Annotated in this window: 21 protein-coding genes and 1 pseudogene; 5 read left to right on the top strand and 17 right to left on the bottom strand. The window is 39.9% G+C overall.

The window, feature by feature from the left end; translation table 11 throughout:
- Nucleotides 1-157 precede the first annotated feature (157 nt).
- From ACFPOH_RS03165 to ACFPOH_RS03125, 9 genes and pseudogenes are all read right to left on the bottom strand, one after another.
- Nucleotides 158-1,831, bottom strand: coding sequence for a formate--tetrahydrofolate ligase (locus ACFPOH_RS03165; RefSeq protein ID WP_390308833.1), 1,674 nt, complete (start codon nucleotides 1,829-1,831; stop codon nucleotides 158-160).
- Nucleotides 1,832-2,135: 304 nt separating this feature from the next.
- Nucleotides 2,136-4,432 (bottom strand): annotated as a pseudogene (locus tag ACFPOH_RS03160) (sensor domain-containing protein).
- 441 nt (nucleotides 4,433-4,873) lie between these two features.
- Nucleotides 4,874-6,025 carry a PstS family phosphate ABC transporter substrate-binding protein gene (locus ACFPOH_RS03155; protein ID WP_342469614.1) on the bottom strand — a complete coding sequence of 384 codons (1,152 nt, stop codon included), beginning with the start codon at nucleotides 6,023-6,025 and terminating at the stop codon, nucleotides 4,874-4,876.
- 60 nt (nucleotides 6,026-6,085) lie between these two features.
- Entirely contained in the window at nucleotides 6,086-6,838 is a 753-nt protein-coding gene (locus tag ACFPOH_RS03150) for a VOC family protein (protein ID WP_390308832.1), read from the bottom strand.
- A gap of 12 nt (nucleotides 6,839-6,850) precedes the next feature.
- A complete protein-coding gene (locus ACFPOH_RS03145) occupies nucleotides 6,851-7,369 on the bottom strand; it encodes a YbaK/EbsC family protein (protein ID WP_342469616.1) in 519 nt (172 codons plus the stop codon).
- 97 nt (nucleotides 7,370-7,466) lie between these two features.
- Nucleotides 7,467-8,141, bottom strand: coding sequence for a phosphopantothenoylcysteine decarboxylase domain-containing protein (locus ACFPOH_RS03140; RefSeq protein ID WP_342469617.1), 675 nt, complete (start codon nucleotides 8,139-8,141; stop codon nucleotides 7,467-7,469).
- Between the two features lie 306 nt (nucleotides 8,142-8,447).
- Nucleotides 8,448-8,642 carry a zinc-finger domain-containing protein gene (locus ACFPOH_RS03135; protein ID WP_342469618.1) on the bottom strand — a complete coding sequence of 65 codons (195 nt, stop codon included), beginning with the start codon at nucleotides 8,640-8,642 and terminating at the stop codon, nucleotides 8,448-8,450.
- Nucleotides 8,643-8,866: 224 nt separating this feature from the next.
- A complete protein-coding gene (locus tag ACFPOH_RS03130; protein ID WP_390308830.1) occupies nucleotides 8,867-10,477 on the bottom strand; it encodes a DUF4179 domain-containing protein in 1,611 nt (536 codons plus the stop codon).
- Entirely contained in the window at nucleotides 10,455-11,012 is a 558-nt protein-coding gene (locus ACFPOH_RS03125; protein WP_342581290.1) for an RNA polymerase sigma factor, read from the bottom strand. The genes ACFPOH_RS03130 and ACFPOH_RS03125 overlap by 23 nt, the downstream gene beginning before the upstream one ends.
- Nucleotides 11,013-11,197: 185 nt before the next feature.
- On the opposite strand from ACFPOH_RS03125, the gene ACFPOH_RS03120 reads away from it, so the two are divergent.
- Complete coding sequence (locus ACFPOH_RS03120) at nucleotides 11,198-11,587, top strand: ribonuclease HI family protein (RefSeq protein ID WP_342469627.1); 390 nt, start codon at nucleotides 11,198-11,200, stop codon at nucleotides 11,585-11,587.
- 38 nt (nucleotides 11,588-11,625) lie between these two features.
- Here ACFPOH_RS03120 and coaW read toward each other — a convergent pair whose 3' ends face one another.
- Both coaW and ACFPOH_RS03110 read right to left on the bottom strand, forming a co-directional pair.
- Nucleotides 11,626-12,489, bottom strand: a complete 864-nt coding sequence (gene coaW, locus ACFPOH_RS03115) for a type II pantothenate kinase (protein ID WP_342469628.1) — start codon at nucleotides 12,487-12,489, stop codon at nucleotides 11,626-11,628.
- A gap of 135 nt (nucleotides 12,490-12,624) precedes the next feature.
- Complete coding sequence (locus ACFPOH_RS03110; protein WP_390308829.1) at nucleotides 12,625-13,683, bottom strand: 3'-5' exonuclease; 1,059 nt, start codon at nucleotides 13,681-13,683, stop codon at nucleotides 12,625-12,627.
- A gap of 225 nt (nucleotides 13,684-13,908) precedes the next feature.
- On the opposite strand from ACFPOH_RS03110, the gene ACFPOH_RS03105 reads away from it, so the two are divergent.
- On the top strand, nucleotides 13,909-14,736 hold the full coding sequence (locus ACFPOH_RS03105; protein WP_390308828.1) for a squalene/phytoene synthase family protein: 828 nt from the start codon (nucleotides 13,909-13,911) through the stop codon (nucleotides 14,734-14,736).
- A gap of 198 nt (nucleotides 14,737-14,934) precedes the next feature.
- Here the strand turns inward: ACFPOH_RS03105 and ACFPOH_RS03100 are convergent, their stop codons facing one another.
- The 4 genes from ACFPOH_RS03100 to ACFPOH_RS03085 are packed head-to-tail and all read right to left on the bottom strand — an operon-like array spanning nucleotide 14,935 to nucleotide 18,892.
- Nucleotides 14,935-15,984 carry a thermonuclease family protein gene (locus tag ACFPOH_RS03100; RefSeq protein WP_342469631.1) on the bottom strand — a complete coding sequence of 350 codons (1,050 nt, stop codon included), beginning with the start codon at nucleotides 15,982-15,984 and terminating at the stop codon, nucleotides 14,935-14,937.
- On the bottom strand, nucleotides 15,981-17,051 hold the full coding sequence (locus tag ACFPOH_RS03095; RefSeq protein WP_342469632.1) for a DUF4236 domain-containing protein: 1,071 nt from the start codon (nucleotides 17,049-17,051) through the stop codon (nucleotides 15,981-15,983). Before ACFPOH_RS03095 ends, ACFPOH_RS03100 begins: the two co-directional genes overlap by 4 nt.
- 46 nt (nucleotides 17,052-17,097) lie before the next feature.
- Complete coding sequence (locus ACFPOH_RS03090) at nucleotides 17,098-18,423, bottom strand: D-serine ammonia-lyase (RefSeq protein ID WP_390308826.1); 1,326 nt, start codon at nucleotides 18,421-18,423, stop codon at nucleotides 17,098-17,100.
- On the bottom strand, nucleotides 18,416-18,892 hold the full coding sequence (locus tag ACFPOH_RS03085) for a YaiI/YqxD family protein (protein ID WP_342469634.1): 477 nt from the start codon (nucleotides 18,890-18,892) through the stop codon (nucleotides 18,416-18,418). Before ACFPOH_RS03085 ends, ACFPOH_RS03090 begins: the two co-directional genes overlap by 8 nt.
- Nucleotides 18,893-19,049: 157 nt before the next feature.
- Between ACFPOH_RS03085 and gdhA the strand changes: the two genes are divergently transcribed.
- Together gdhA and ACFPOH_RS03075 are read left to right on the top strand one after the other, a co-directional pair.
- Nucleotides 19,050-20,420, top strand: coding sequence for an NADP-specific glutamate dehydrogenase (gene gdhA, locus ACFPOH_RS03080; protein WP_342469635.1), 1,371 nt, complete (start codon nucleotides 19,050-19,052; stop codon nucleotides 20,418-20,420).
- 169 nt (nucleotides 20,421-20,589) lie between these two features.
- Entirely contained in the window at nucleotides 20,590-21,249 is a 660-nt protein-coding gene (locus tag ACFPOH_RS03075) for a YIP1 family protein (protein WP_342581283.1), read from the top strand.
- 132 nt (nucleotides 21,250-21,381) lie between these two features.
- Here ACFPOH_RS03075 and ACFPOH_RS03070 read toward each other — a convergent pair whose 3' ends face one another.
- Entirely contained in the window at nucleotides 21,382-22,581 is a 1,200-nt protein-coding gene (locus ACFPOH_RS03070; protein ID WP_342469637.1) for an NAD(P)-dependent malic enzyme, read from the bottom strand.
- A 416-nt stretch (nucleotides 22,582-22,997) separates the two neighbouring features.
- A complete protein-coding gene (locus ACFPOH_RS03065) occupies nucleotides 22,998-23,915 on the bottom strand; it encodes a stalk domain-containing protein (RefSeq protein WP_328215237.1) in 918 nt (305 codons plus the stop codon).
- A 265-nt stretch (nucleotides 23,916-24,180) separates the two neighbouring features.
- Here ACFPOH_RS03065 and ACFPOH_RS03060 point away from each other — a divergent pair.
- Nucleotides 24,181-24,490 (top strand): transposase (locus tag ACFPOH_RS03060; protein ID WP_390308824.1); only part of this gene is annotated, 310 nt, incomplete at its 3' end.

Below are 24,490 nucleotides of genomic sequence, written 5' to 3'. Positions count from 1 at the left end.
CAATATTTTGTAACGAAATGGCAATTTTTCAATCGAATCATTTACACTGATGCCGCGGATGGGACATTTTTTTCTTCAACAATTTAATTTCAGGAGTTGCCCGAATTAAATAAAGCGAATTGGAGAACAAGGTGTTCTCTCAATTCGCTTTCCCATATTAAAACAGCCCGATGGCATTTCCTTTTTCATCAACGTCCATATTTAGTGCTGCAGGTGTTTTTGGCAAACCTGGCATGGTCATAATCTCACCTGTCAAACAAACTAAGAACCCTGCCCCCAATTTCGGGATGATTTCTCTCACAGTAATCGCAAATTCTTTTGGACGGCCAAGCAATTTTGGGTTGTCCGTTAGTGAATATTGGGTTTTTGCCATGCAGATTGGCAGGTGATCCCAACCATTTTCCTCAATCACTTTCAACTGCTTTTTCGCTTGATCGGTAAATACGACACCCGTACCGCCGTATACTTTTTGAACAATCGTTGCAATCTTTTGTTCCACGGAATCGGATAAATCGTATAACGGAGCATATTGTTTTGGTTCATCCAACACCTCAAGCACCTGTTTGGCAAGGTCGATTCCACCTTTTCCGCCTTCTTCCCATACATTCGTTCTTGCCATCCGGACATGATTTCTTTTTGCCCATTCCAAAAGTGCCTGAATTTCTTCCTCCGTATCTGTGATAAAGCGGTTTACAGCTACAATCGGTTCAATGCCGAAATTTCTCACCGTTTCCACATGACGTTCCAGGTTTGAAATTCCTTGCAATAGAGCGGAAACATTTCCCTTTGTTAACTCCGCCTTTTCCACCCCGCCATGCATTTTTAATGCGCGGATGGTTGTCACAATGACTACCGCATCAGGATGGAAATTGCCTATTCTCGCTTTGATGTCCATGAATTTTTCGGCACCCAAATCCGCCCCAAAACCGGCTTCCGTGACCACGATATCCGCAAGTTTGCGTGCCGTTTGTGTTGCAATGAGGGAATTGCAGCCGTGGGCGATGTTTGCAAAAGGGCCGCCATGAACAAGGGCAGGTGTCCCTTCGATCGTTTGCACGATATTTGGATTGAATGCTTCTTTCAAAATGAGGGTCAATGCCCCTTCAATGCCCAAATCTTTCACATAAACGGGCTTTCGGTCATAGGTGTATCCGATCAAAATATTGGATAAACGTTCTTTTAAATCTTCAAGGCTTGTTGCCAAACAAAACACTGCCATAATCTCGGAGGCGACGGTAATATCAAAGCCATCTTCCCTTGGCACACCTTGGGCCGGCCCTCCAAGCCCAACCACCACTTTTCTAAGGGCACGGTCATTCATGTCCAAAACCCGTTTCCAAATGATCCGTCTTGGGTCAATGTTCAATTGATTGCCTTGGTGGATATGGTTATCAATGATGGCTGCAATCAGATTATTGGCCGTTGTAATCGCATGGAAGTCTCCATTGAAATGCAGATTGATTTGTTCCATCGGGAGCACTTGGGCATAACCGCCGCCGGTTGCCCCGCCTTTCAATCCGAAAACGGGACCTAATGATGGTTCGCGAAGGGCTACCACAACTTTTTGATTTAATTGTTTTAAAGCATCGGCTAGCCCTATCGTAACGGTCGTTTTCCCTTCTCCGGCCGGCGTCGGATTGGTTGCTGTAACCAGCACCACTTTTCCATTCGGCTCCCCTGGGATTTTATTCGGATCGATTTTTCCTTTATAGCGTCCATATTGCTCAAGGGCATCTTCAGGAATATTTGCGCTTTTTGCAATTTCCGTTATCGGTTTTATTTCTGCGTTGTAAGCAATTTCTAAGTCGGTTAAAGGTTTCGTGATTGTCATACTAATTCCTCTTTCTGATCGATGATAATAATGCGAATTTTCTTTTGGTTATTGTCGGACATCATCAGTGATTCTTTATGATTCCTTTTTACTACGAACATTATTATTTGCACCAGCGTATGTTTTATGATGCTGATCTGTTTTGAAACATCCAAGCACCATTATACTATTATTCCAGAAAAATGCCCCATAAGTATATCAAATTTCCTCAATTGGCAATATTCAATATGTATTTGTAAACTTCCAAAAAATAGGGCTGCCATTTGAGACAGCCCAATGATTATTCGGGATGAAAATTTGTTTTTCAAATCATGTTTATTTTCTTTTGCAAATAGATGTTTTCGAATTCTTCAATCGGACATGGTCTGCCGAAATAATATCCTTGTATATAGCGGCAATTTTCATTTAACAGGAAATTTAATTCCTCTTCCGTTTCCACCCCTTCCGCAATCACTTCCAAGTTTAACTGGTGTGCCACTTTGATCATCGCTGATGTGATACTTGCATTTTCCGGATGGTTGGATATATTGCGGATAAAGGTTTGATCAATTTTTACACCATCGATTTTANCATTTCTTTTAATTCCTTTAATGTTTTTTGTACAACTGCCTCGTTGCGCATGATGGAGTTTTCAGTTATTTCGATTTCCAGCCACTTTCCTTCCAATTCAAATCGGTTTAATAACTCTCGGATGCTTTCGGCGAAGTCTTGTTGAATAAAACGTTTGGACGTGATGTTTACACTGATGGGAATGAGCGAAAATCCCTCGTTTCTCCAGGATGCTAACTGTTCACATACCCTTTTCATCATCCAATCGCCAATGGAATCGATCAAGCCCGTTTCTTCCGCAATCGGAATAAATTGACCCGGCGGTAATAAACCGTATTTCGGATGATTCCAGCGAATCAATGATTCCGCTCCGACAATCTTCCTGTTTTTTGCATCCACCCTCGGTTGGAAATAAGCCACCAACTCATCATTCATAATGGCTTTTCTTAAATCCCTCTCCAATATAAATGATTTATAATGAGCCTTGTTCATCGAACGATCAAAGACTTGATACATATTCCGGCCAAGTTCTTTTGCCTTGTAAAGTGCAATATCCACACTTTTCATCAACTTCGTCACATCCGTATCATTGGATGGAAAAACGATTCCGATACTTGCGGTTACGAATAATTCAAACCCCTGCACATAAAAAGGCTGCTTTAAACTGTCCAAAATATTTTGGGCAGTTTCAGTCACTTCCTCTTCCGATTCTATATTCGGACAGAGTATCATAAATTCGTCCCCACCCATCCGGGCTACAAAAAATATGTCTTTATGAAGATTCTGTTGGAACCTTTCCGCAATTTGCTGCAGCAGTTCATCGCCCACAAAATGCCCCAACGTATCATTGATAAATTTAAAGCGGTCCAAATCCAACGATAAAATTGCAAACTTTTGATTGTTTTCTTTCGCCAGTTTCAAAGTTTCCTGAATTTGTTTTCCCATCCAACGGCGATTATATAACCCGGTTAATTCATCATGATGGGCCAAATAGGCGTTCTGTTCTTGCACAAGCTTTTGTTCTGTAATATCTTTGCCGATTGAATAGACTCCTTCGATTTCATTATCCACCACGATTGGCACCAAAGTGACATTTAAAAATCTCCGTTGTCCGTTATTTTTCACTTCATGTTCAAAAAATTGCACTTCTCCCCGGATCGCTTTGTTAAAATACTCCGCAATTATCGGCCGATCTTCTTCTACGGTGGCTTCAATCAACCCCAATTTTCCGAACATATCTTCCTTTACGCCGATCAACTCCATCGTTTTCGGGTTCATATCGACGATAATCCCGTCTTTATTGATGGTCGTAATATATTCATGGCTATAATGGATTAAAGATTGATAGCGTTCTTCATTCACTTTCAGCTGCTTCTGTACATCACGAAATTCCGAAAAATCATAAATTGTGCCAAACACTTCCATAACCGCACCGTTATGTATAATTGGATCTAAATCCACGTAAATCAGCTTGCCATTCAACTCCAATTCAAAGTTTACTTTCTCCCCTTCAAAGGCTTTTATGTACATTGTATGCTTCAGTTCAGCAATGTCTGGTTCAAATACTTCAAAAGGTGTTTTCATTAATATCCGCTCTGTATTTCCCCCCAATTCAACCATTAATCTTCCTTCTGACATGGTATATTTCATTGAACCATCCTGCTCTTTTCGCACTTTGAAAAAACCATATTGGAGATTTTGCAATGTTCGAATAAAATTCGATTTCCCTTTTGATTCAAGCTGCTTTATTTCAGTAATATCCGTATGGAATCCAATCATATACTTCAGTTTCCCTTTGTCGTCTTTAAAAGGCACAATAATAGTGGAAGTCCAAAAGATGCTGTCATCCTTTGTTTTATGCTGCATTTCACCCCTCCAGGTGCGGCCGGATTTCACCGTTTCCCATATCTCGTCGAAAAGGTGCTTTGATTCAAATCCGGCATGAAAAGTTCGGACATTTAGCCCAATAATTTCATTTTGATCATATTTTAAGCGCTTACAATATTCTTCATTTGCATAAAGGATTGTGCCATCCCGGCTGATAATGGTCATATCAGCCCATTGATTCATGGCATATAGAAGAGGAGCCAAAATTTTATAAAATGCATCCATATCCGTAATTTTTTGTAAATCTAAAGCGGTAGAGAATTGCTGAATAAACGTTTTTGCCAAACCCAAATTATCTTTTTCCATATTTGCCATAGATCTCACCTTTATATCTCAGATTGCTGCATGAACATAACTTTATCTATATTATATTAATATACACTAATATATTGTATAAATTTTTTGACAATAGGTTAATCTATTTTTTATCAAAATTTTTTAAAAAAATCCTTTATCCGGTTTCGATCGCATCAAACGATCAAAACCGAATAAAGGATTCCAATGCCTATTGATCCGAATGGAGATGGCCTGCATCCCATTTTCCTCAAGGCTTCAAAAAAGCGGACCAGAGAGAGTTTTTCTTCTCCCAATCCGCTATCACGTCATTCAATCCTCCTGAATCGGTACATATCCCACTTTTTCAATCAATTTTTGACCTTGAGGAGATAAAACCCAATCAATCAATTTTTGCACATTTGGATTATCCGTTCCCGCGGTAACAATATAAAATTCTCCGGTAATCGGATACTCTCCGCTGCGGATCGTTTCTTTTGTCGGTGGCACTCCGTCAACGGACAATAACTTGATTTCCTTATTCCCCACCATTTCTTGTGAATAATATCGAAACGTATAACCGATGGCGTTTTCAAAATTTCGGTATTGGGCGACCTCATTGATGATTTCTCCCATTCCGCTGGCGACATTTTCCCTTGGCGGGTCCATGATCGGCGTATCCCCCATTAGCGACTGTAACGCCGTTTGGGATCCGCTGTCTTCCGGCCGTTGGTAAGCACGAATCGGCTCATTTTTTCCTCCAACTTCTTTCCAGTTGGTAATTTTTCCTGAATAGATATCTTTTATCTCTTGCAGTGTCAGCCCATCCACTTCATTTTTTTGATTTACGAAAAAGACAAAAGCTTCTTTTCCAATAGGGGTCAATTGCAATTCGACACCTTTTGCTTTCGCCCGTTGCAGTTGATTTTTGGATGGTTCATTGACAAAAATCAAATCCACTTTTCCGTTGATCAGATTTTCATAAGCTTCCGGCGTCGTATTAACCATCACTTCACTGTTATAAGGATCGTAAGTTTTCTTTGGATACGTCGCTTGGGCTATGGCGGAATACAAAGGATACAATGCCGTTGCTCCATCCATGACCGGCAACGGTTCCGTCAACTGAAGGGATGCTTCCTCATCCAAAGAGACCACTTTCGAATCTTCCTCGAAAGGCATATATTCAAATATATCCACTTCTGATGAAACGGTTGGAATGCTGTCTATATATTTTTCGTAAATCGGCCATACAGAACCGGCCGCAAGGGCAACAAAAGAAATCCCGATAAACCACAGAACCCTTTTCTTTGTTTTGAAAAAGCGGAACAAAAAGGCCAAAAAGAGCAAATAAAGAATAAGGGCTGATATGATCATGAATGGGATCCACTCAAAGTTTCCTATCAACAATGCCATAAAAACACCGGCAAAAGTGAAAAAACCTAGTACGATCAAAACAAGAATTGAAGCAAAAATATTGGTTATCATAAAAAATACCTCCTATAAGAAGATATTTCTTCATCTAGGAGGCATTTTCCTTTAATTGATTTAACGAACAAATAAATATTTTCCTTTCTCCAATACCACTTGCTTTTCTTCTTTTGCACCGCCGATTGTCACTTCGGCAATTTCATTTTTCCGGCCCAAATTGAAGCTGAAATGGCAATTTGGCGCTTTCAGTTTTATGTATGCCGGCGTGCTTTCCACGATTTCATGCTGAAATAAATCGGCCCACTCTTCCGCCCACTTTAAATCAGTGACCGTAAAAGAGATTTCCTTGATTGATACTTCACCGATCGGATGTTTTTGAATAGTTCCATTCTTTGCTAAATCATTGTAACGTTCCTCGTCGGAACCATCCCACTGGATGAGAAAGGGAAATTCAAAAGGTGAATCTTTTTTTCCGAAATGCAATAATTTCCAAGTCAGTACGCTTCCATCCGGCCGAACCCTTGAAAAAGAATCCGGCCCAATTACTTCATATCCTCTTTCCCGCAATTTTACCGCGTCTTCTTCGATGGAATTTGTTCTTAAAGCAATCCGCGTAAGTCCAACCTGTTCGTTCCGTTTTTTGTATGACGCATGCAGAGTGAAAGGAATTTTCGCAGATTGTTCCAACAGTTCTTTATCAAAGACGCCAATAAATTCGATGTAGGATAACCCGAAATAACAGAGGGCATTATACGTTCCCCACATTTCATGCTTTCCGCCTTCCACCGTATGAAGGCCAAGCTCTCTCGTTTTTTCCGCCATGGATTTTGGCTCTTTAACAAAATGAACAATATGATCAAGCCAATACATATTCATCCCCCATTAAACTTCAGATGTTGCCGCAATTTCGCCAATATCGGTCAATGATGCATCCCAATCTTTTCCGACATCCACCCAATCTTTGGCGTATGAATATTCAAACAACTCATCACATGTTAATTCAATCGCCGAATTGATGCTGCCGCACGCAGGGAACACCGTTGAAAAACGCTTTAACGAAACATCCAAATAGACATCCAAATCATGGGCCAACCCAAAAGGACAAACTCCCCCGATTACATGCCCAGTGAAATGTTCCACTTCTTCCGCGCTCAACATTTTCGCTTTTACGCCAAATGTGGATTTGAATTTTTTATTATCAATTTTTGCATCGCCTGCTGCCACGACGAGAAAAGCATTGCCTTCCTTATCTTTGAATGACAACGTTTTGGCAATCCTTGCAGGAATAACGTTCAATGCGGCCGCAGCCTGGTCCACCGTTGCACTGATTTGATCATATTCCAATATATCTTGTTCACGGTTAAACTTTTTCAAATGTTCTTTGACACTTTGAAGTGACATGCCACCCATCCTCCAATCCCTATTAAACATATTTAAATGATTTATTGTTGGATAAAATAAAAGACTAGTGGGACTAGTCTTCCAATATCATTAAATTTTATACTTTTTCAGCCAAAATTTCCATTAATTTTCTTGCCGTTTGTTCTTTTCCTTGAACTTCAATGAGGTCCCCATCGGAAGGGACGATATAATGCTGGACATCGCCGTATAAGGATTGGGAACTATTTGCCACCATGAAGTCCGCTTGGGATTCTTTCATCCGCAGTTTTGCCCGTTGTATCAAATAGCCGACATCCTCCGTTGCTTCCAGTTTAAAACCGACCAAGAGCACTTCCGGATCCCAGCCTTTAATTTTCCCTAAAATTTTAGGCGCTTTTTTAAAATGGATGATCGGAGGTTCATCGGAAGGCATTTTTCCTTTTTCCGTCAATAAATTCCCGCTTTGATCATAAACCTTGTCCACAATCCAATCAGAACCTGCTGCTGCCATAATCACGATATCGATTTTTTCCTTTTGGAGAATTTCTTTCATTTTTTCCCCCAAATCTTCAATACCTTCAAAACATACTAAACGCATGGATTCTTTATGTTCAGGAAGCTTTGTGAAATAGCCGTGCAAATAGATCACATCCGCTCCCATGGAATATGCCGTTTCAGCCAAAAAGCAGCCCATCGTTCCTTTTGAAAGATTGGTATGTCCGCGGACCCGATCCCATTTTTCGAGGGTTCCTCCGCTTGTAATGAGCACTTTTTTTCCATTCAATGTCTTCACAGCTATCACCTATCATTTTATCTGTCGTTATAGCTTAAGTTTACTGAACTTTATATCAATTTTCATTATTAAAATCGAAAATTTTCTATTTTAAAAAACAATTTCACCAAAAGAATCAATGATAATTAAAAAGCAGCCCCTGTTCGGAAGCTGCTCAGCTATGGTAACCAACCGTGTAAATTAATGCCCACGCAATATGCTTTAGTAGAAATCCACTGTATCATATCCGCGAGTATTAATATTACATTGATAATGGTATCATTATTTTATCAAAAAATCAAACAGAAAGGGTACTAAAGTTCTATTTTAATCTTTCTCTTGCATTTTCAATAACTCGTTTCCCAAAAATTTTAATTGCTCCCCCACACTGCATTGTTCTATACAAAAGCGGTGGGCTCCCGCTTTTCCCCGGGTCTGCCGCAATTCTTTTTTGATGGGACAATCTATACAAAAGGTATCAATCAATTCATCTATATCTTTAATCACTGCACTCTTGTTCACAAAACCCGTTCCCCCTTTTATTAGTTTCTATATTTTACTATCGGGATTTTTTATTTGTCAAAGCACTTTTCATCATTTCTTCATTATAAATATGAATTATTGCGCAATAAAACAATCCACGCAAAGTATTTCACAAAATGCCGATTCAATACCCGAAATAAAAAGGGGAATAATAAAACAGAAGTCCCAAATGGATGACCACTGGAACTTCTGCAAAGAAGAGCTTATTTAGATAATGGAACCCGCCATTCCGTTTGAAGCGGAATCACTTCCCTTTCAGCGATGAGGTGAAGCGTCAATTCATCTGGAATCTCTTCCATCTCCTCAGTTGAAAGTTCAATTGCACATTTGAAGCGGCCATGCTGATCTCTTTCATCGAATACGGAATTGCCGGTGTTATTCACGGCATATACTTTTCCACTTTTATCCACAATCGCCCATAATCGCAATTCCGGCGCTTTTTGTATGGCAAAACCGGACATTTTGATTTCAACCGTCTTATGTCTTTGGACTGGCAGCCAAGATTTTTCCAATGAAATTTCCGTTTTTTCTTTAATGGAATCAATCGTTAATTCATATCCATTATAATCGAAAGTTTTCGGCAATTCCTCCGGTTTGAAAGTGATGGAAAAATCAGAAACGGTCGGGCGATAAAGTGTGTCTACCACAATAAATAACTCGTCATCGGCATTCTTTTTCGGCACAAACGAATCGATGTTATTGACCGATACTAAATCACGGGGATTTCCATCCCAAAAGCCTCTGCCGCCAATCACATTTTCCGAAACAGGGTGTCCCCGGTTCTCATCCGCATAAATGTTTTCATATCCGAGCACTTCCCCTCCGCTATTTTCAATGCGGAAACCGATCATTGGGAAATACGGGAAAAACGGATCGATGATTTCTTTGCCGAATTGTTTTTCTTTTGCCATCAATTGTTGCTGTAATCGTTTTTTAGCATCTTCCGTGTATTCCAATGTATAATCAATTTCTGTGGATGATGTCGCATATTTCACTTGATTGAAATTTATTCTTACATCTTCAATTTCAATCGATTCATTCAGTTCAACCACTTTTTGATGTCCGTATGCGGATGATAAATCGACCGGAATATCGATTTGCCAATGTCCATCTTTCCCTGCAAGATGATCGACATCTAACCGGATCATTCCCTTAGCAAAATGTTCAATATCTGCTAATGAAAGTTCGAATATCCCGTAATCATCATCATGAAGCGCCCAGCTGATCGAAATGTCTTCGATTTCTTTATTCTCTTCATCCAATAATTTTATGGATTCAGGTCCAAAGTCGATAAATGGATTCAACGTTTTCCCTTGATCGTTTGTCACACGATATGAAAGGGCGATTCTTGTAGTATCCGCGATTAAATCTTCCACTTCCAATGTAATCCCTGCATCGGTTACAGATTGATTAACCGGTGTGGCAATATCGGTATCAGCAGCCATCCGCAACCCTTCATCCACACTGTCGCTCGTAAAGATTCCCCCTACAAGTTTGGCAAACCCTGGATTCACTGACAGCAAAATTCCCCCTGCAATGAGTGCGCTTGCCGCCGTACCAAGTATCCATGGTAAACGACGTTTCTTTTTCGATTTATACGGTTCCAACTGGTCCACGATTTTTTCTGCGAAATCTTCGGGCAGCGTTGGAAACTTTAACGTTTGTGCCAACAGTTCATTTTCTTTATTCAGAAATTCCAGTTGTTGTTGGCAATACGGACAAGAATGAAGGTGCCGTTCCAGAATTGCTTTTTCATCCTCATCAAGAATCCCTTCAACGTAATCGAGCAGTTTATCCTCTTTCGGACACACCATACGAATACCCTCCTTCTTGAACATTTTTCCGCAACTTTTTCTTTGCGCGGTATAACTTATTGCGGACATCTATCAGGGAGATGCCCAATGTTTCGCTGATTTCGGCGTAACTGAGTTCGTTGGCGTAACGCAAAAGCAGAATGGTCCGTTCATCATCCGGCAATATTGAAACCATTTTCTCCAATTCCCTGCTTTTCTCGGTTTGCAATAAAACTACTTCCGGTGTTTCGTTGCTATGTAGGACCGCCTCTTCAATTTGTTCCGTCTGTGGTTGTTTTTTTCGGAGCTGATCGATACAGTGATTGATGGCAATGCGATACAGCCAACTTTTAAAGGAACCTTTTTGATCAAATTTGGGCAATCGTTCATATACTTTAAAAAATATTTCCTGCAAAAGATCTTCCGCCGTTTGCGGATTTTTTGTCATCCGTAAAATCGTGGCATAGAGAGGATTTTTATATCGGTCAATGATGTGGATATATGCCCTCTTATTCCCTGCCAAGATTTGGCGTACATAACGAACGTCCTCATCCATGTTATTCCTCCTTTTCCTCTTCACTTAATAAAACGGAATTGACGTTGAAAAAATCTCACTTGATCAAAAAATAATTATCGATGGCCAAAAAATTGAAATCCATAATCGTTCCCTTTCACTGATTTTCTATATTTGCGCTATAATAAGATTAGAAAATAATTTTATGTAAAAAATATGGGGGAAATATGTTAGAAGTCTACATCGATGGTGCCAGCAGCGGAAATCCCGGTCCGAGCGGAATCGGTTTGTTTATCAGAGGGGAAGGACATTCCATTCAAATCGGAGAGTTTATAGGCGATTCAAACAACCATATTGCGGAATTTATCGCCTTGATTCGCGGATTGGAAGAAGCGAAAAAACTGGGAACGTCTTTCGTCTCGATCCGTTCCGACTCGAAAATTGTGGTAAGTTCCGTTGAAAAGCAATATGTGAAAAACGAACTGTTCAAACCGTATTTGGAAACCGCATTGAAACTGATCGAAGAATTTGAGCTGTTTTTTATCAAATGGATTCCGGAACAACAAAATAAAGCGGCTGATATGCTGGCGCGCCAAGCAATCCGAAAAGGGATTTAAACAATTTAATATAAAAAATAAATGGGATTCTTCTTTATTCAAGTAAGAATCCCATTTTTATCTTCAAGCAATTTTCTTTGTTCAACTTTATTCAATAGAGCCCCGATTGCTCCGGAAAATCCGCAATCATTCAAGAAGATGGGCGTATGCTTTTTCAAAATGGTGTAATTGGCGATCACTTCTTTTAAATGGTCGTTATCCGCCAATGTGGAACCAATGTAAATGATGGTTTCGGATTTTTTCATATCCGCATATTGGATGCTTAAAGTCGTAATCACTTCCCCGACCAAAGCTTGGATGGTCGCAAGCAAGTCAGGAATCGGATACGAATTGTGATTTAATATATTCACCTTTCCAAAATTGCTTGCCGTCAAATGTCCCTCGATTGGAGGTTCCATTCCTTCGAAAATATCCTTTACAAACAAATCAATGAATTCCCGTTTCCCCTGTTTTGCGATTTTTGTAATTTCCCTGAAATCCGTAAGTCCTGTAATGATGGTGGAGAGGCCGGTTAATGTGCCGCCGCCAATGCCTGTCCCACCGACGCGCACATGATTTTCATTTTCCATATAATGAATGCTTGTGCCTGTTCCTACATTTGTAATGATGCTTTTTTGAATATTATGGCCTTCTTTTTTTAATAAGTATTTTACCCCTTTGATTGTCGCATCAAATTCCACAACATAGTCGATGGATTTATTGGTCTTCAACTTGGATAAAAGCTGTTCGGTTCTGCCGCCGGTAATTCCGATTTCCTCAATTTCAGGAAGGGATTCAATCCATTCTTTCACCAATGACAAATCTTTTGATGGGAACGCTTTAAAATGGAATTCATTATGATCGTCCAAGAATGCTACTTTCGTTAAAGTGCCGCCTGCATCAATTCCTATTGTATTCCTCATAGACTTTCTCCTTTATTGATTCCCTCTCTACACTTTAACTGGATTAATTTTTTATTGCAATATTTTTTTACAATTTTATTAAAATTCAAAACAAAAAAGAATGATAGTAAAATTATATAATTTTTGTGGATAAAATTAAACTTTTACCCCTTCTCTTGCAAACAAATTTCTTCTTTTGAATTCTTTGATTAGTCTGTGCTTATATCTGAATAATAATTTACATAAAGATTTTTCATATGTATCCAATGGCTGCCCATTGATTGTAAACTGGCTCAACGCCTCGGCATCCATCAACAAATTTTGCAATGTCATCACTTCCGTTTTCGGCATGACACATTGATGCAGGCGGTTGATGCGGGAAATTTGTTTTAAACCGGAACGGGTGATCAACACTTTATTTTCAATATCTTCGGCCACTTTCCGTAAATATTCGGCCAACTCTGCGTTTGGCAGAACTTCAACATAATCCGTCTTGATAACACTGCCGTCTTCTTGAACGAATTCCCGTTCTTTTTTTATATACGATAAAGACTTATGAATGGTATCCATTGAATGGATGTGGATTTTTGAAGGGAAAATTTCACCGGTGATATATGTTAAATATACCTCGGCTGCATTCTCGCCGTGATGGACCTCACTCAAATATACAGCAAATTGGTTCGTCTTTTGTCTTTCAATGACTTTATGGCCGTCTACAGATTTAAAAATTTGAAATAATGTCTTTGCATCATCCAGTGCCCGGTGCTGTTGAACCGAAACGATATCGAATTTTTCCATCAATTCGTTCAAACTCGGTTGCACCTTGATTTGATTCTCAATCATATATTTTTGTTGAAAATCGACCATTGGATATATAAAACGCCGTTGGATTCGATTGCGGAAAAGTTCCTCTTCTAAAATTTTCCTGTCAAATTCGCCAAAGGTAACGAAGATGGCATTCCCTTGGCACCATTCCTTGAACCGGTTGATGACTTGTTTGAAGGAAGGGGCCGATAATAAATCTTCCGTTTGGATGCCTGTTAATTGCTGTATTTTATTGCTCAATTTTTTTAATTTATACGGCTGAATCAATTCCGAGAAAAACTCAACCTCATCATTCGGCAGCCATTTCACCGCCCCTATTTCAATGATGTGCTGTTTTCCGCGGACTAAAGCCGCCTCAATATCCAAAAAAATATAAGTTTCCTTTCTCACAAGTGAATCCACCTTTTTTCTATCAATCTATCCCCTCCCATTGTATCGGAAAGTTGAAAGAAAAACACGCAAATTTACACAAAAATATTTCCGGTGTTTATTAATCAAAGGATGAAAATAATAACTTTTTCTTGTCCATAATAATTTCAGAGGTTTTGTTTTTCTTTTTGAAAAAATTAATGTAGGATAAATAGAAAGGGTAATGATCGGAGGATTATTTGTCATATGAACATGAAAGCACTCGAAAAAGATGCCATGAGAGTACTGAAAGAAACGAGTCGCACCTTTTATATACCGATTACTTTTTTAAAGAAAGATTTGAAAACGGCTGTGGCGAATGCTTATTTGATTATGCGCGCTTTGGATGAAATTGAAGACAACGAGCATCCGGAGGTGACAAACGAAACGAAACATTTTCTTTTAATGGAAGTAAGCGGGTTGTTAAAGGAAGAACCTTTTGATAATGAATGTTATTTGCAACTATTGGAGCCTGTGAAGCAGTACATGCCTGAAGTGACGATGCGCATGAATGACTGGATTTCTTTATTGCCCGCGGGATCCGAAAAAATCGTCTGTGATGCCGCCAGCGAAATGGCCTTTGGTATGGCGAAATGGGCAAAAGCCAACTGGCAAGTCCGGACAAAGGAAGATTTGGACGATTATACATATTACGTTGCAGGACTTGTCGGTGTCATGCTTTCAGATTTATGGGAATGGGACAGTCAAGTCAAAACGGACCGCGATTTGGCAATCGGATACGGCAGGGGCTTGCAAGCGGTCAATATTTTGCGCAATCAACACGAAGATATGGAAACACGCGGCGTAAGCTTCATCCCCCAAGGATGGACGAGGGAAGATTTATTCCGATATACCGAGGAAAATTTGCAAAAAGCCGATCAATATATGGATGATATATCGAAACGTTCCATTCTGTTGTTCTGCCGCTTACCTCTTGCCCTTGCCCATAAAACATTGGATGCTTTGAAAAATGGCAAGGAAAAAGTGAGCCGCAGCGAAGTGGAAGAAACGGTAAAAGAAATTTTGGCAGAATGAAAATACGGCTTATCCTTAAGTGAAATGCTGATTTACACTTGAGGATAAGCCGAAATTTTTTAGCGGAATCTTCGACAATCCTACTGGCGGAATGTCCATCCCTGATTGGATTTCCCGCTTTACACCCGTTTTCAAAAAAGAGAATGAGTGAATGAAAAATGACCCATTCATCATTCCCTCTTCTTCCAAACTATTGCATCATCTTTCGCAGGCGTAATTGTCATGGTCCCGGTCGAATTTGCTCTGATAAGCAGGATGACCTGCCGGAACACCATCCGGATAAACTTTTCTCAATTCGGTACAGTTTTTGAAATTTTCTGTTCCCCCAGATGTTGCGCCTCTATCCGACTTCTGTTCAGATGTTCCGCTTGATGAACCGGAAGACGATGTTGAAGAGCCACCCGATTGCTTATCAAAGTCCCCCTTCGTCGTCCCTTCCGGACCATAAGACCATAACCCCGTTCCCTTTTCCCGCGCTTCTCTGGCGAATTTTCTAAAATATTCGGCATAGGTTACATCAGGCGGATAAGTGGATGGTTCTGCATAGCCATTTAATACAAGATCCGCATTAAACATTTTTGTCCGGATTTCATTTTCATCCATCAAATCGGTCGGAATGTCCAACCAAACGATTCTCAAAAGCCTGCCATATCTGTCCGTTTCTGAAACGTCTTTTTGCAAGTATACTTTTTTCCCTTCCAATTTTGATTTCGTATAATTGCTCGCTTCTTTCCCGTAAGGTTCCGTACGGGTAGTGGATTCAGGGGTGTTGACGCCTATTAATCGAACTTTGCTGCCATCAGAAAGTTCGATTGTATCTCCATCTACCACCCGTGATACGGTAGCCGCTGCTAGACCCAAGTTTTGCAAAAGCTTTTCCTTATCCTGTCCAACTGTCCCCTTCTCATCCTCTTTATTCACTTTTTGTTCTTCCGGAAGTGTTTCCTTTTCTTCCTTATGGTTTTCAAGTTCCACATCTTCCGGTTTTTCAGTGTTCCTTTCTTCGGAAGCCACGTCTGTCTTAACGGTTTCTTCTTGTCCATCCATATTGGCCAGCCCTATCATTGCAACAGCCAATCCAATAATGAAGATAACGGGAGGCATTTTTGAATGAACTTTTAATTGTTTGTTCACCTTCCATTCATAAAGCCCCCAAACGGCAATTCCTAATCCGATCGCCAATACCGGTTGGATCAATGACAGCAGCAAAGCTATAATTGCCAAAAAAAACCAGATCCACTTTTTCATACATTCAATTCCTCCACAAACTGAAAGCCCTTCGTTTTTAAAAACCGCATATGATGCGGGAATTTTTCAATGGTCTCTGAACAATCGATATCGGTAAAATCCAAGTGTCGGAATTCATTTCCAGGGAAAAAGACAGATAAAATGCATCCATATGTCTTGGATTCCTCCGAAAGGGACTCATCGTATACATGGATCAACACTTCATCGACCGGCAATAAATGAAAAAACTCTCTGGCGATTTTTAATGTACAACTGCATACATAATCTTGATATAGTTGAAGATATTTTCCCTTTGCCATTTTCCGTTCAGAGAGCTTCCCCGTTTTTGTTAAAGACAGAACATTGACGGGAACAACCGTACGATTTAATATATCCAATTTCACAACAGCACGAAGACCTTCAAATTCAAACCGGACTTTGCTTCCGAGTTCCTCAATCTCTTCAAAAGGAGCATATTTGGTGATGACGGCCTGCCAAGCATCCTTTTGATGCTCCAGAACTTTTTCCGCCAATCTTTTGTCATTCTCCCAAGTTTTATATATCTTTTCATCTTCCAATTTGGCAAGTTCGATATCTGCCAAAATGGCTTTCTTCCGCGCTTCCACCCTATTGAACAATTTATCCCTCCAAGAAGGCGAAAACTGATCCGCCTTCTGTTTCAATGCTTTTACCGTAGGGCCCTCTTCGCTATGAATGTCAAAGGGAGGGTTGGAAGATGCAATTTCATGCCAATTGATCGGGGAAGAAACGCGTTCATGGAGATTCGTCAGGGATTGAATAAGCGTTTCATACATGCCGACTATCTCTTTCGCTTTCTCCTGTTCTTGAAGTTTTTGTTGTTCTTTTAAAATTTTTTGGTAGTTTGTCCGGGATGTTTTGGAACGGGAAGTGAGTTGTTTTTGATAAGACAAGCCGCTTCCGGGGATTCCCGCACTAAACGTTGTCCCGCGGCTGCTCGAACTAATCCTCGCCCCTTTCCCGCCGACAGAAACGCCGACACCCTTTTTCCCGACATTTAACCTCACACCTGGAGCCAATTTAATACTTTTTCGGAATCGAAATCCCATAATTGCCATCACTCCTGAAACTGTTTGCATGCATAAAATTCTTTCGTTACCGCAATGTTTTATTTAAATATGAGTCCCTCTGTTCTTGCGGAACCATATTGCCGCCTGTCCCCCACAAAATGTGGGTGGCTTGATCGAAACGCTCGATCAATCCCTGTTCCTTCAAATAGTCTTTGCCTTCCTTCAACAATTGAATAGGTCCGAATACACTTGCATGGCTCGAAGGTTCCATAAAAATCCCCTCTCTCCGGACCATTTCCTTCAAACTTTCAAATAAAAATGCATCTTCCACTGTATAACATCCGCTTAAAATCGGTTCCATCAATTTCCCGACAAACTTCGATGGACGGCCAACCGCCAACCCGTCCGCTTCCGTACGGTTCGTTAATCCGATGTCATCAACGGATATTTGGTCATGCAACCCTGTCATCATCCCTAACAGCATGCATGGAGACTCGGTCGGTTCCCCAAAGAAAATATGGACATGTTCTTTATACAAAGCTTTTAATCCATATGCCACTCCCCCAGGTCCGCCGCCGACTCCGCAAGGCAAATAGACAAATAAAGGATGCTCTTGATCTACCGGGATTTTTAAATCCTCCAGCTGTTTTTTCAATCGAAGGGCGGCCACAGCATATCCGCTGAACAAATCGATGGAGTTTTCATCATCCACAAAATGGCACATCGGATCTTTTTCGGCCTGCTTTCTTCCTTCTTCCACGGCCAAACTATAATCGGACTCATATTCAATCACTTGGACACCCTTTTCCCGAAGCAAATTCTTTTTCCATTCTTTTGCGTCCTTGGACATATGCACAGTCACTTGAAAACCCAATTTTGCGGCCATGATTCCAATGCTTAACCCTAAATTGCCCGTTGATCCGACCGCAATTTTATATCGGCTGAAAAGCTTCTGAAACTCTTCGCCGGCAAATTGGGAGTAATCGTCCGTTTCTTTTATGATTCCGTGTTGGATGGCGCATTGTTCCGCAAATTTCAATACTTCATAAATGCCCCCGCGCGCTTTGATTGAACCGGAAACCGCCAATTCATGATCGCATTTTAATAGAAGCTTGCCCAAAAGCTTCTTATTTGCATTCTTCTCAATAAATGGCTTCATATTCGGTATTTCAATTATTTTTGATTCAATGATCCCTTGTAATTTTTGAGTTTCGGGAAACACTACCTGTATATATCGGCTGAATCTTTTCAGGCGTTTTTCCGCTTCAAGAACATGCTGAAAAGTAAAGGAATGATTTTGTGGCAATTGATCCGTTTTGTTCGGGTTTATCCATAATACAGGTTGAGATTTTTTCATTTTGTCCAACATCAACTGTTCATTTTCCGAAAGATTGCGTGGTAAGTCAGGCATTTTCATCCTCCTTTTTCGCCAAAAGCGCCCGTTCACAAATTTGTCGAAATTTTATTTCAAAGTCCAAATTATTTTTCTCTGTTCGTTTTTTGGGTCCCTTCGTTTTTCCGCCCGAACGACGAAATTTTGCATTTTCATGCCTAAAAAAGAGCATTTGATCAATGTTTTCATCTGTAAATTCTTTTCCATTTTGGTTTAAAACAAAGGCACCTTTTGCCAAACACATGGCAGCCAAACCGTAATCTTGTGTGATCACAATATCGTATTTTGAAACCGCATTCACTATCGCAAAATCAACGGAATCCCGCCCTTCCGATACTTGAATTGTTATTGCATTCTCCATTTCTATTTGATGGGAAGTATCGCAAAACAAGAATGGTTTTATCTCATATTGAGATGAAACAAACACAGCAATATCAAGGACTGGGCAGGCATCGGCATCAATTAGAACGGAAATTATACACACCATCCCCTTTACTAATATTTGGAAATAAATATTATTTAAATATAATTTTATTTTACATAATTTAACATTTTATTTTCCTTAGTACAAAAAATGGTGATTGAATTGTTTGAAAAATCGTAATAACATTTTCTCATAAGATTTCTAAGGGGGAAAACAAACAATGACAACAACTGTAAAAAATAAAGCGAATGCAAAAGAGTACATCGATTCTGTTTATAACCAACTCAAAAATAAATATGATTATCAACCAGAGTTTTTGCAAGCAGTAGAAGAAGTATTCTCCACATTGGTTCCGGTATTTGAACAACATCCTGAATACATCGAACACAACATCCTTTCAAGAATCGTTGAACCGGATCGCATTATCAGCTTCCGCGTAACTTGGCAAGATGATCAAAACCGTGTTCATGTAAACAAAGGTTATCGTGTTCAATTCAATAATGTAATTGGACCATACAAAGGCGGACTCCGTTTCCATCCATCCGTAAACGAATCCATCATGAAATTCTTAGCCTTTGAACAAATTTTCAAAAACGCATTGACAGGACAGCCAATCGGTGGTGCAAAAGGCGGTTCCGACTTTGACCCTAAAGGAAAATCCGATGCGGAAATTATGCGTTTCTGCCAAGCATTTATGACTGAATTATACCGTCATATCGGTCCTGATGTCGATGTTCCTGCCGGAGATATCGGTGTAGGTGCACGCGAAATCGGTTATTTATGGGGCCAATACAAACGCATCAAAGCAATGCACGAAGCAGGTGTGTTAACTGGTAAACAACCTGGTTACGGCGGTTCTTTAGCTCGTAAAGAGGCGACTGGCTACGGTTTAGTATACTTCGTGGAAGAAATGTTGCGCGACCAAAACGAATCATTCTTAGACAAAACAGTTGTTGTTTCCGGTTCTGGTAACGTTGCAATCTACGCTATCGAAAAAGCCCAACATTTCGGAGCAAAAGTTGTTGCATGTTCTGATTCCAACGGTTACATTTACGATCCAGAAGGCATCGATTTGAATGCAGTCAAAGAAATTAAAGAAGTAAAAGGCGAACGTATTAAAAAATATCTTGAATATCGTCCAAACGCAACTTATACAGAAGGCTGCAAAGGCATTTGGACAATTCCTTGCGATATCGCATTGCCTTGTGCAACTCAAAATGAAATCGACGGCGAATCTGCAAAAACTTTGATCGCTAATGGCGTAAAAGTGGTTGCAGAAGGGGCAAACATGCCTTCAACTCCGGAAGCCATCAATGAATATTTGGCAAATGGTGTATTATTCGGACCTGCAAAAGCTGCCAACGCGGGCGGTGTTGCAACTTCCGCTTTAGAAATGGCGCAAAACTCCAGCCGCACTTACTGGTCTTTTGATAAAGTGGATGCAAAACTCCATGATATTATGAAAGAAATCTACAGAACAAGCAAAGAATGCGCTGAAAAATACGGTTCTCCAGGCAATTTAATGGTTGGTGCAAATATCGCGGGATTCATTAAAGTCGCAAACGGTATGGTTGCTGAAGGGGTATATTAATCGCTTCAAAAAATAGGGGAATTTATTTAAAAAAGGGGTTAAAATATATAACATTTTTTGAGCCAATTGTTGTGATTTTTATCACAGCAATTAGCTTTTTTTGCCTATTGATACATAAATATGGAATATGTTTTACTTTAAATTGGGAGAATATTAAGGAGGTTTTTTAATGAGCGAAAACGAATCTTACCAGCAAGAACAAGAACAAGAAAAAATCAATCCGTTATTGACCATTTGGTTGCATCCGAAACGGACAGCACGTTATGTATTAGAGTATAAAAAATTCCCATTCGTGATTTCACTCTTATCCATCGGTTATATTGGAAGCCTTTTTTCAGGATATATTGACATGGGATTGTATCCGGATTTCCCCCTTTGGGCAATCGTTTTACTCACCATCATTCTTTCCCCGATCGTTGGCATAATCAGCAATGCTTTTTCCGCATTAGGAGTATGGCTCATCGGAAAACTGTTTTCAGGCCAAGGTACTTATGAACAAATATTTAAAGCGTCTTCCCTTACCGCATGGCCATTCATCGTGTTGATTCCGATTTATCTGCTTTGGATGATCATCGATCCGGAAAGTTTATTCAATATGAGCGATCAATTTGGAGCCTTCTCGATCATTGGTTTACTGTTCACCGTTGCCGTCAGCATCTGGTCGATTGTCATCATGATTGCGGCAATCGCTGAAGCGCATCAGTTTTCCAATTGGAAATCTTTCTTCACTGCATTGATATTCATTATTATTTTAACAATCATATTCGTCATCATCGGACTCATTATCGGTGTAATCATCATGTTCTTAGGAATCGCATACTTTTTCTGATCATTGACAAAAGGCTTGGAGTTGAAAAGATACGGAAGCATTTCCTTTTCAATTCCAAGCCGTATTTATATTAATCCCAAAATGTTCAGAATATTTCGAAAGGATTAAATATAATCATCCCTTCGCAAATCATTAAATGACATTTGCTTGTTGATTGCTGTAGAGCTTCGATACACCGGATTCGATTGCCGCATTTGCCACGGCCTTGGCAACAGCCGGTACGACCCTTTCATCCAATGGTTTCGGAATCACATAATCTTCCCTTAATTCACTTTCCTCAACAAGGGATGCAATGGCACGGGCAGCAGCCATTTTCATTTCTTCGTTAATCTCCGAAGCCAACACATCCAATGCTCCTCTGAATATACCAGGGAACGCAAGCACGTTATTAACCTGGTTCGGATAGTCTGAACGTCCTGTACCGATGATTCGCACTCCCCAACGCTGCGCATTCTCATATGTGATTTCCGGATGTGGATTTGCCAATGCAAAAACAATCGGATCCCGTTTCATGGAATCGATATGGGCTTTCGTCAAAATGTTGGCAACGGAAACGCCGATGAATATATCCGCACCGACAATGGCATCATCCAATGTCCCTTTCAATTTTTCCGGATTTGAAATCCTTGCGATTTCTTCCTTCACCGGATTCATGGAAGCGCGGCCTTCATAAAGGATTCCTTTTGAATCACAAACGACAATATTTTCATAGCCGAAATTCTTCAACAGTTTCAATGTGGCGATCCCAGCCGCACCTGCACCGTTAATGACGATTTTTACCTCTCTTTTCCGTTTTCCAACAATTTTTAAAGCATTTTCCAATCCTGCTGCAACTACAATTGCCGTTCCGTGTTGATCGTCGTGGAAAACCGGAATATTGCATTCCGCTTTAAGGCGTTCTTCTATTTCAAAACAGCGGGGAGCTGCAATATCTTCCAAATTGATCGCGCCAAATGTAGGCTCCATTGCTTTCACTGTTCTGACGATCTCATCCACATCTTTTGTATTTAATGTGATTGGCACCGCATCCACATTTGCAAACCGCTTCAACAATAACGCCTTACCTTCCATTACGGGAAGTGCCGCTTCCGGACCAATATCCCCCAACCCTAACACGGCAGTTCCATCAGATACAACCGCCACCAAATTTCCTTTCATTGTATAATCATATACTCGCATTGGATTTTTTTCGATTTCCTGACAAGGTGCAGCAACTCCAGGAGAATAGGCCAAACTTAAATCCCGCGCATCATTTACGGGCACTTTTGAAATAATCTCCATTTTCCCCTTAAATCGCTGATGCATTTCCAAAGATTGTTTCATTAAATCCATTCTTATTCATCCCCTCAACCACTTTTTAAAATATTGTTTTTTGTATAATATTACTTTACCCAATTGAAGTCAATAACATTTTTTGTAAATCATCGAAAAAATATTGATATTCAAAGGTTTTTAAAGCGCTTTCATGATTTTTAAACGGCTTCACTCTCTATAAAAACCGGGATTTTTTATTATATTGATATAATAAATAACTCACTTTTCACAATAGAAACCTTGATTTCACAAGCTTTTTATTGTGAAAAGGAAAACACACTATTTTACTTGGTCAAATATGATAGTTTTCACATACTTCAATTAATAAAAAAATGAAGTTGTCACAAAATTTTCATAATTTCAACAAAAAAAATAAGAGACACCCCAAATGATTTGAAGTGTCCCATTCATGATTGGTAACCCGATGTATCTAATTAATTCCCTGCAAGTTCCTCGATAAAGTCGTATGGCACGTATGTTTTACGTGGCTCCAACAGTGCAGGCGCCTTGGCGAACTGCTTCGTTGTTTGGTTTTGGATGTAGCTTGTTTTGCCTCTCGTAATGATATAGAAAACGCAGCCCTTGGATACAACCGCTCCATTCCCAGTGGAATCCACCCTGTATCCAAGCTGTTCGGCTATCAATCTTAACGGCACCATTTTCACATTGTTGATATAATAGTGATCCTGTTCCGCAATTTTATATGCTTTCTCTATATTTGATGCTTGTTGCCCATTCTCATCCCGTTCCAACACGATGACCTTTGACGGGCCTGTTTGTGCCGGATAGGATTCAAGCACAACTTCATAGAAAATCAGTACTTCCTTATCGATCACCGAGTCTTTCTTTAATTTTTTGCCGGATAAATTGATAATTTCCGTTTTTTCATCAAAGTGAATGTACAAATCTTTGGCCGCATTTAAAAACTTTTGGTCGAATTTGTCCAACTGAACCGTGCCCGGATTGTCCGTATTAACAATGACCACATCCGGCGAATATTGAGGCGGATAAATCATGATCATCGGCTTTGTACCATCGACAAAGGCGGTTATCTTCATGCCCTCTTTCAATTCAACCGCATTTCCGGCATTATCAAATACCAAAGTTTCATCATCGAAGTAAAAACCAAAAGGATTTTGTTCCGAATCAATTGTGGCAAAGAATTGGCCGTTCTCTTGTTTCGAGATTTTACTGATTGTTCCGCTCACCTGAAAATAGTTGAATTGAACCTCCGCCTTTTTTTCCACAGTCTCGTTGGGAGCGTTTTCTTGCGCTTGTACGCGCGCGTCCGGGAGCACTGCAAAGCTGCCGAGCAATGCCAATGCACAAAGAGTTGACAAGGTTTTTTTCATGCTTTCTCTCCTTTCTTTTTTGTTTTCGTTCAATTAGTCGAATGGAAGCGGAAAAGGTTACAAAGTTCCCCAAAATTTTCTTTTTCCGGTTGTTTTTCAAAATAAAAAGAGGCTGGGACAAAACCCTCCTCTAAAATGGAAACAGCCCATGAAATGTTGGAATGAAATTTCATGGGCTATTACTATTTTTTTAATAAAAATAAGGACATCTTCTGATAAAATTTAAGTATCTACCCCAAAAAATTTTATCAAAGGAAGTGTCCTTATGTTCAAATATTATAACATGAATCAATTAGTTTTGCCTCTAGATTTAGAAATAAAATTACAAGAAAATGATATTGCTTTCCACATTCACCATTTAGTTGAAAGTATCCCCGATGAAGCCTTTCAGCCGTTTCTTCGAAATACAGGTTGTCCTGCTTATCATCCACGCATGATGCTAAAAATGATTTTGTGTGCTTATTCCCAATCAGTCTTTTCAGGTCGGAAAATGGAAGCCCTTTTAAAGGACAGTATTCGGATGATGTGGTTGGCACAAGGCTATGAACCAAGTTATCGGACAATCAATCGTTTTC

The organism is Ureibacillus suwonensis, from assembly GCF_042655065.1.
Taxonomy (GTDB): Bacteria; Bacillota; Bacilli; order Bacillales_A; family Planococcaceae; genus Ureibacillus; species Ureibacillus suwonensis.
Note: the sequence above shows the minus strand (reverse complement) of the source record. Positions and strands in the feature narration are given on the sequence as shown.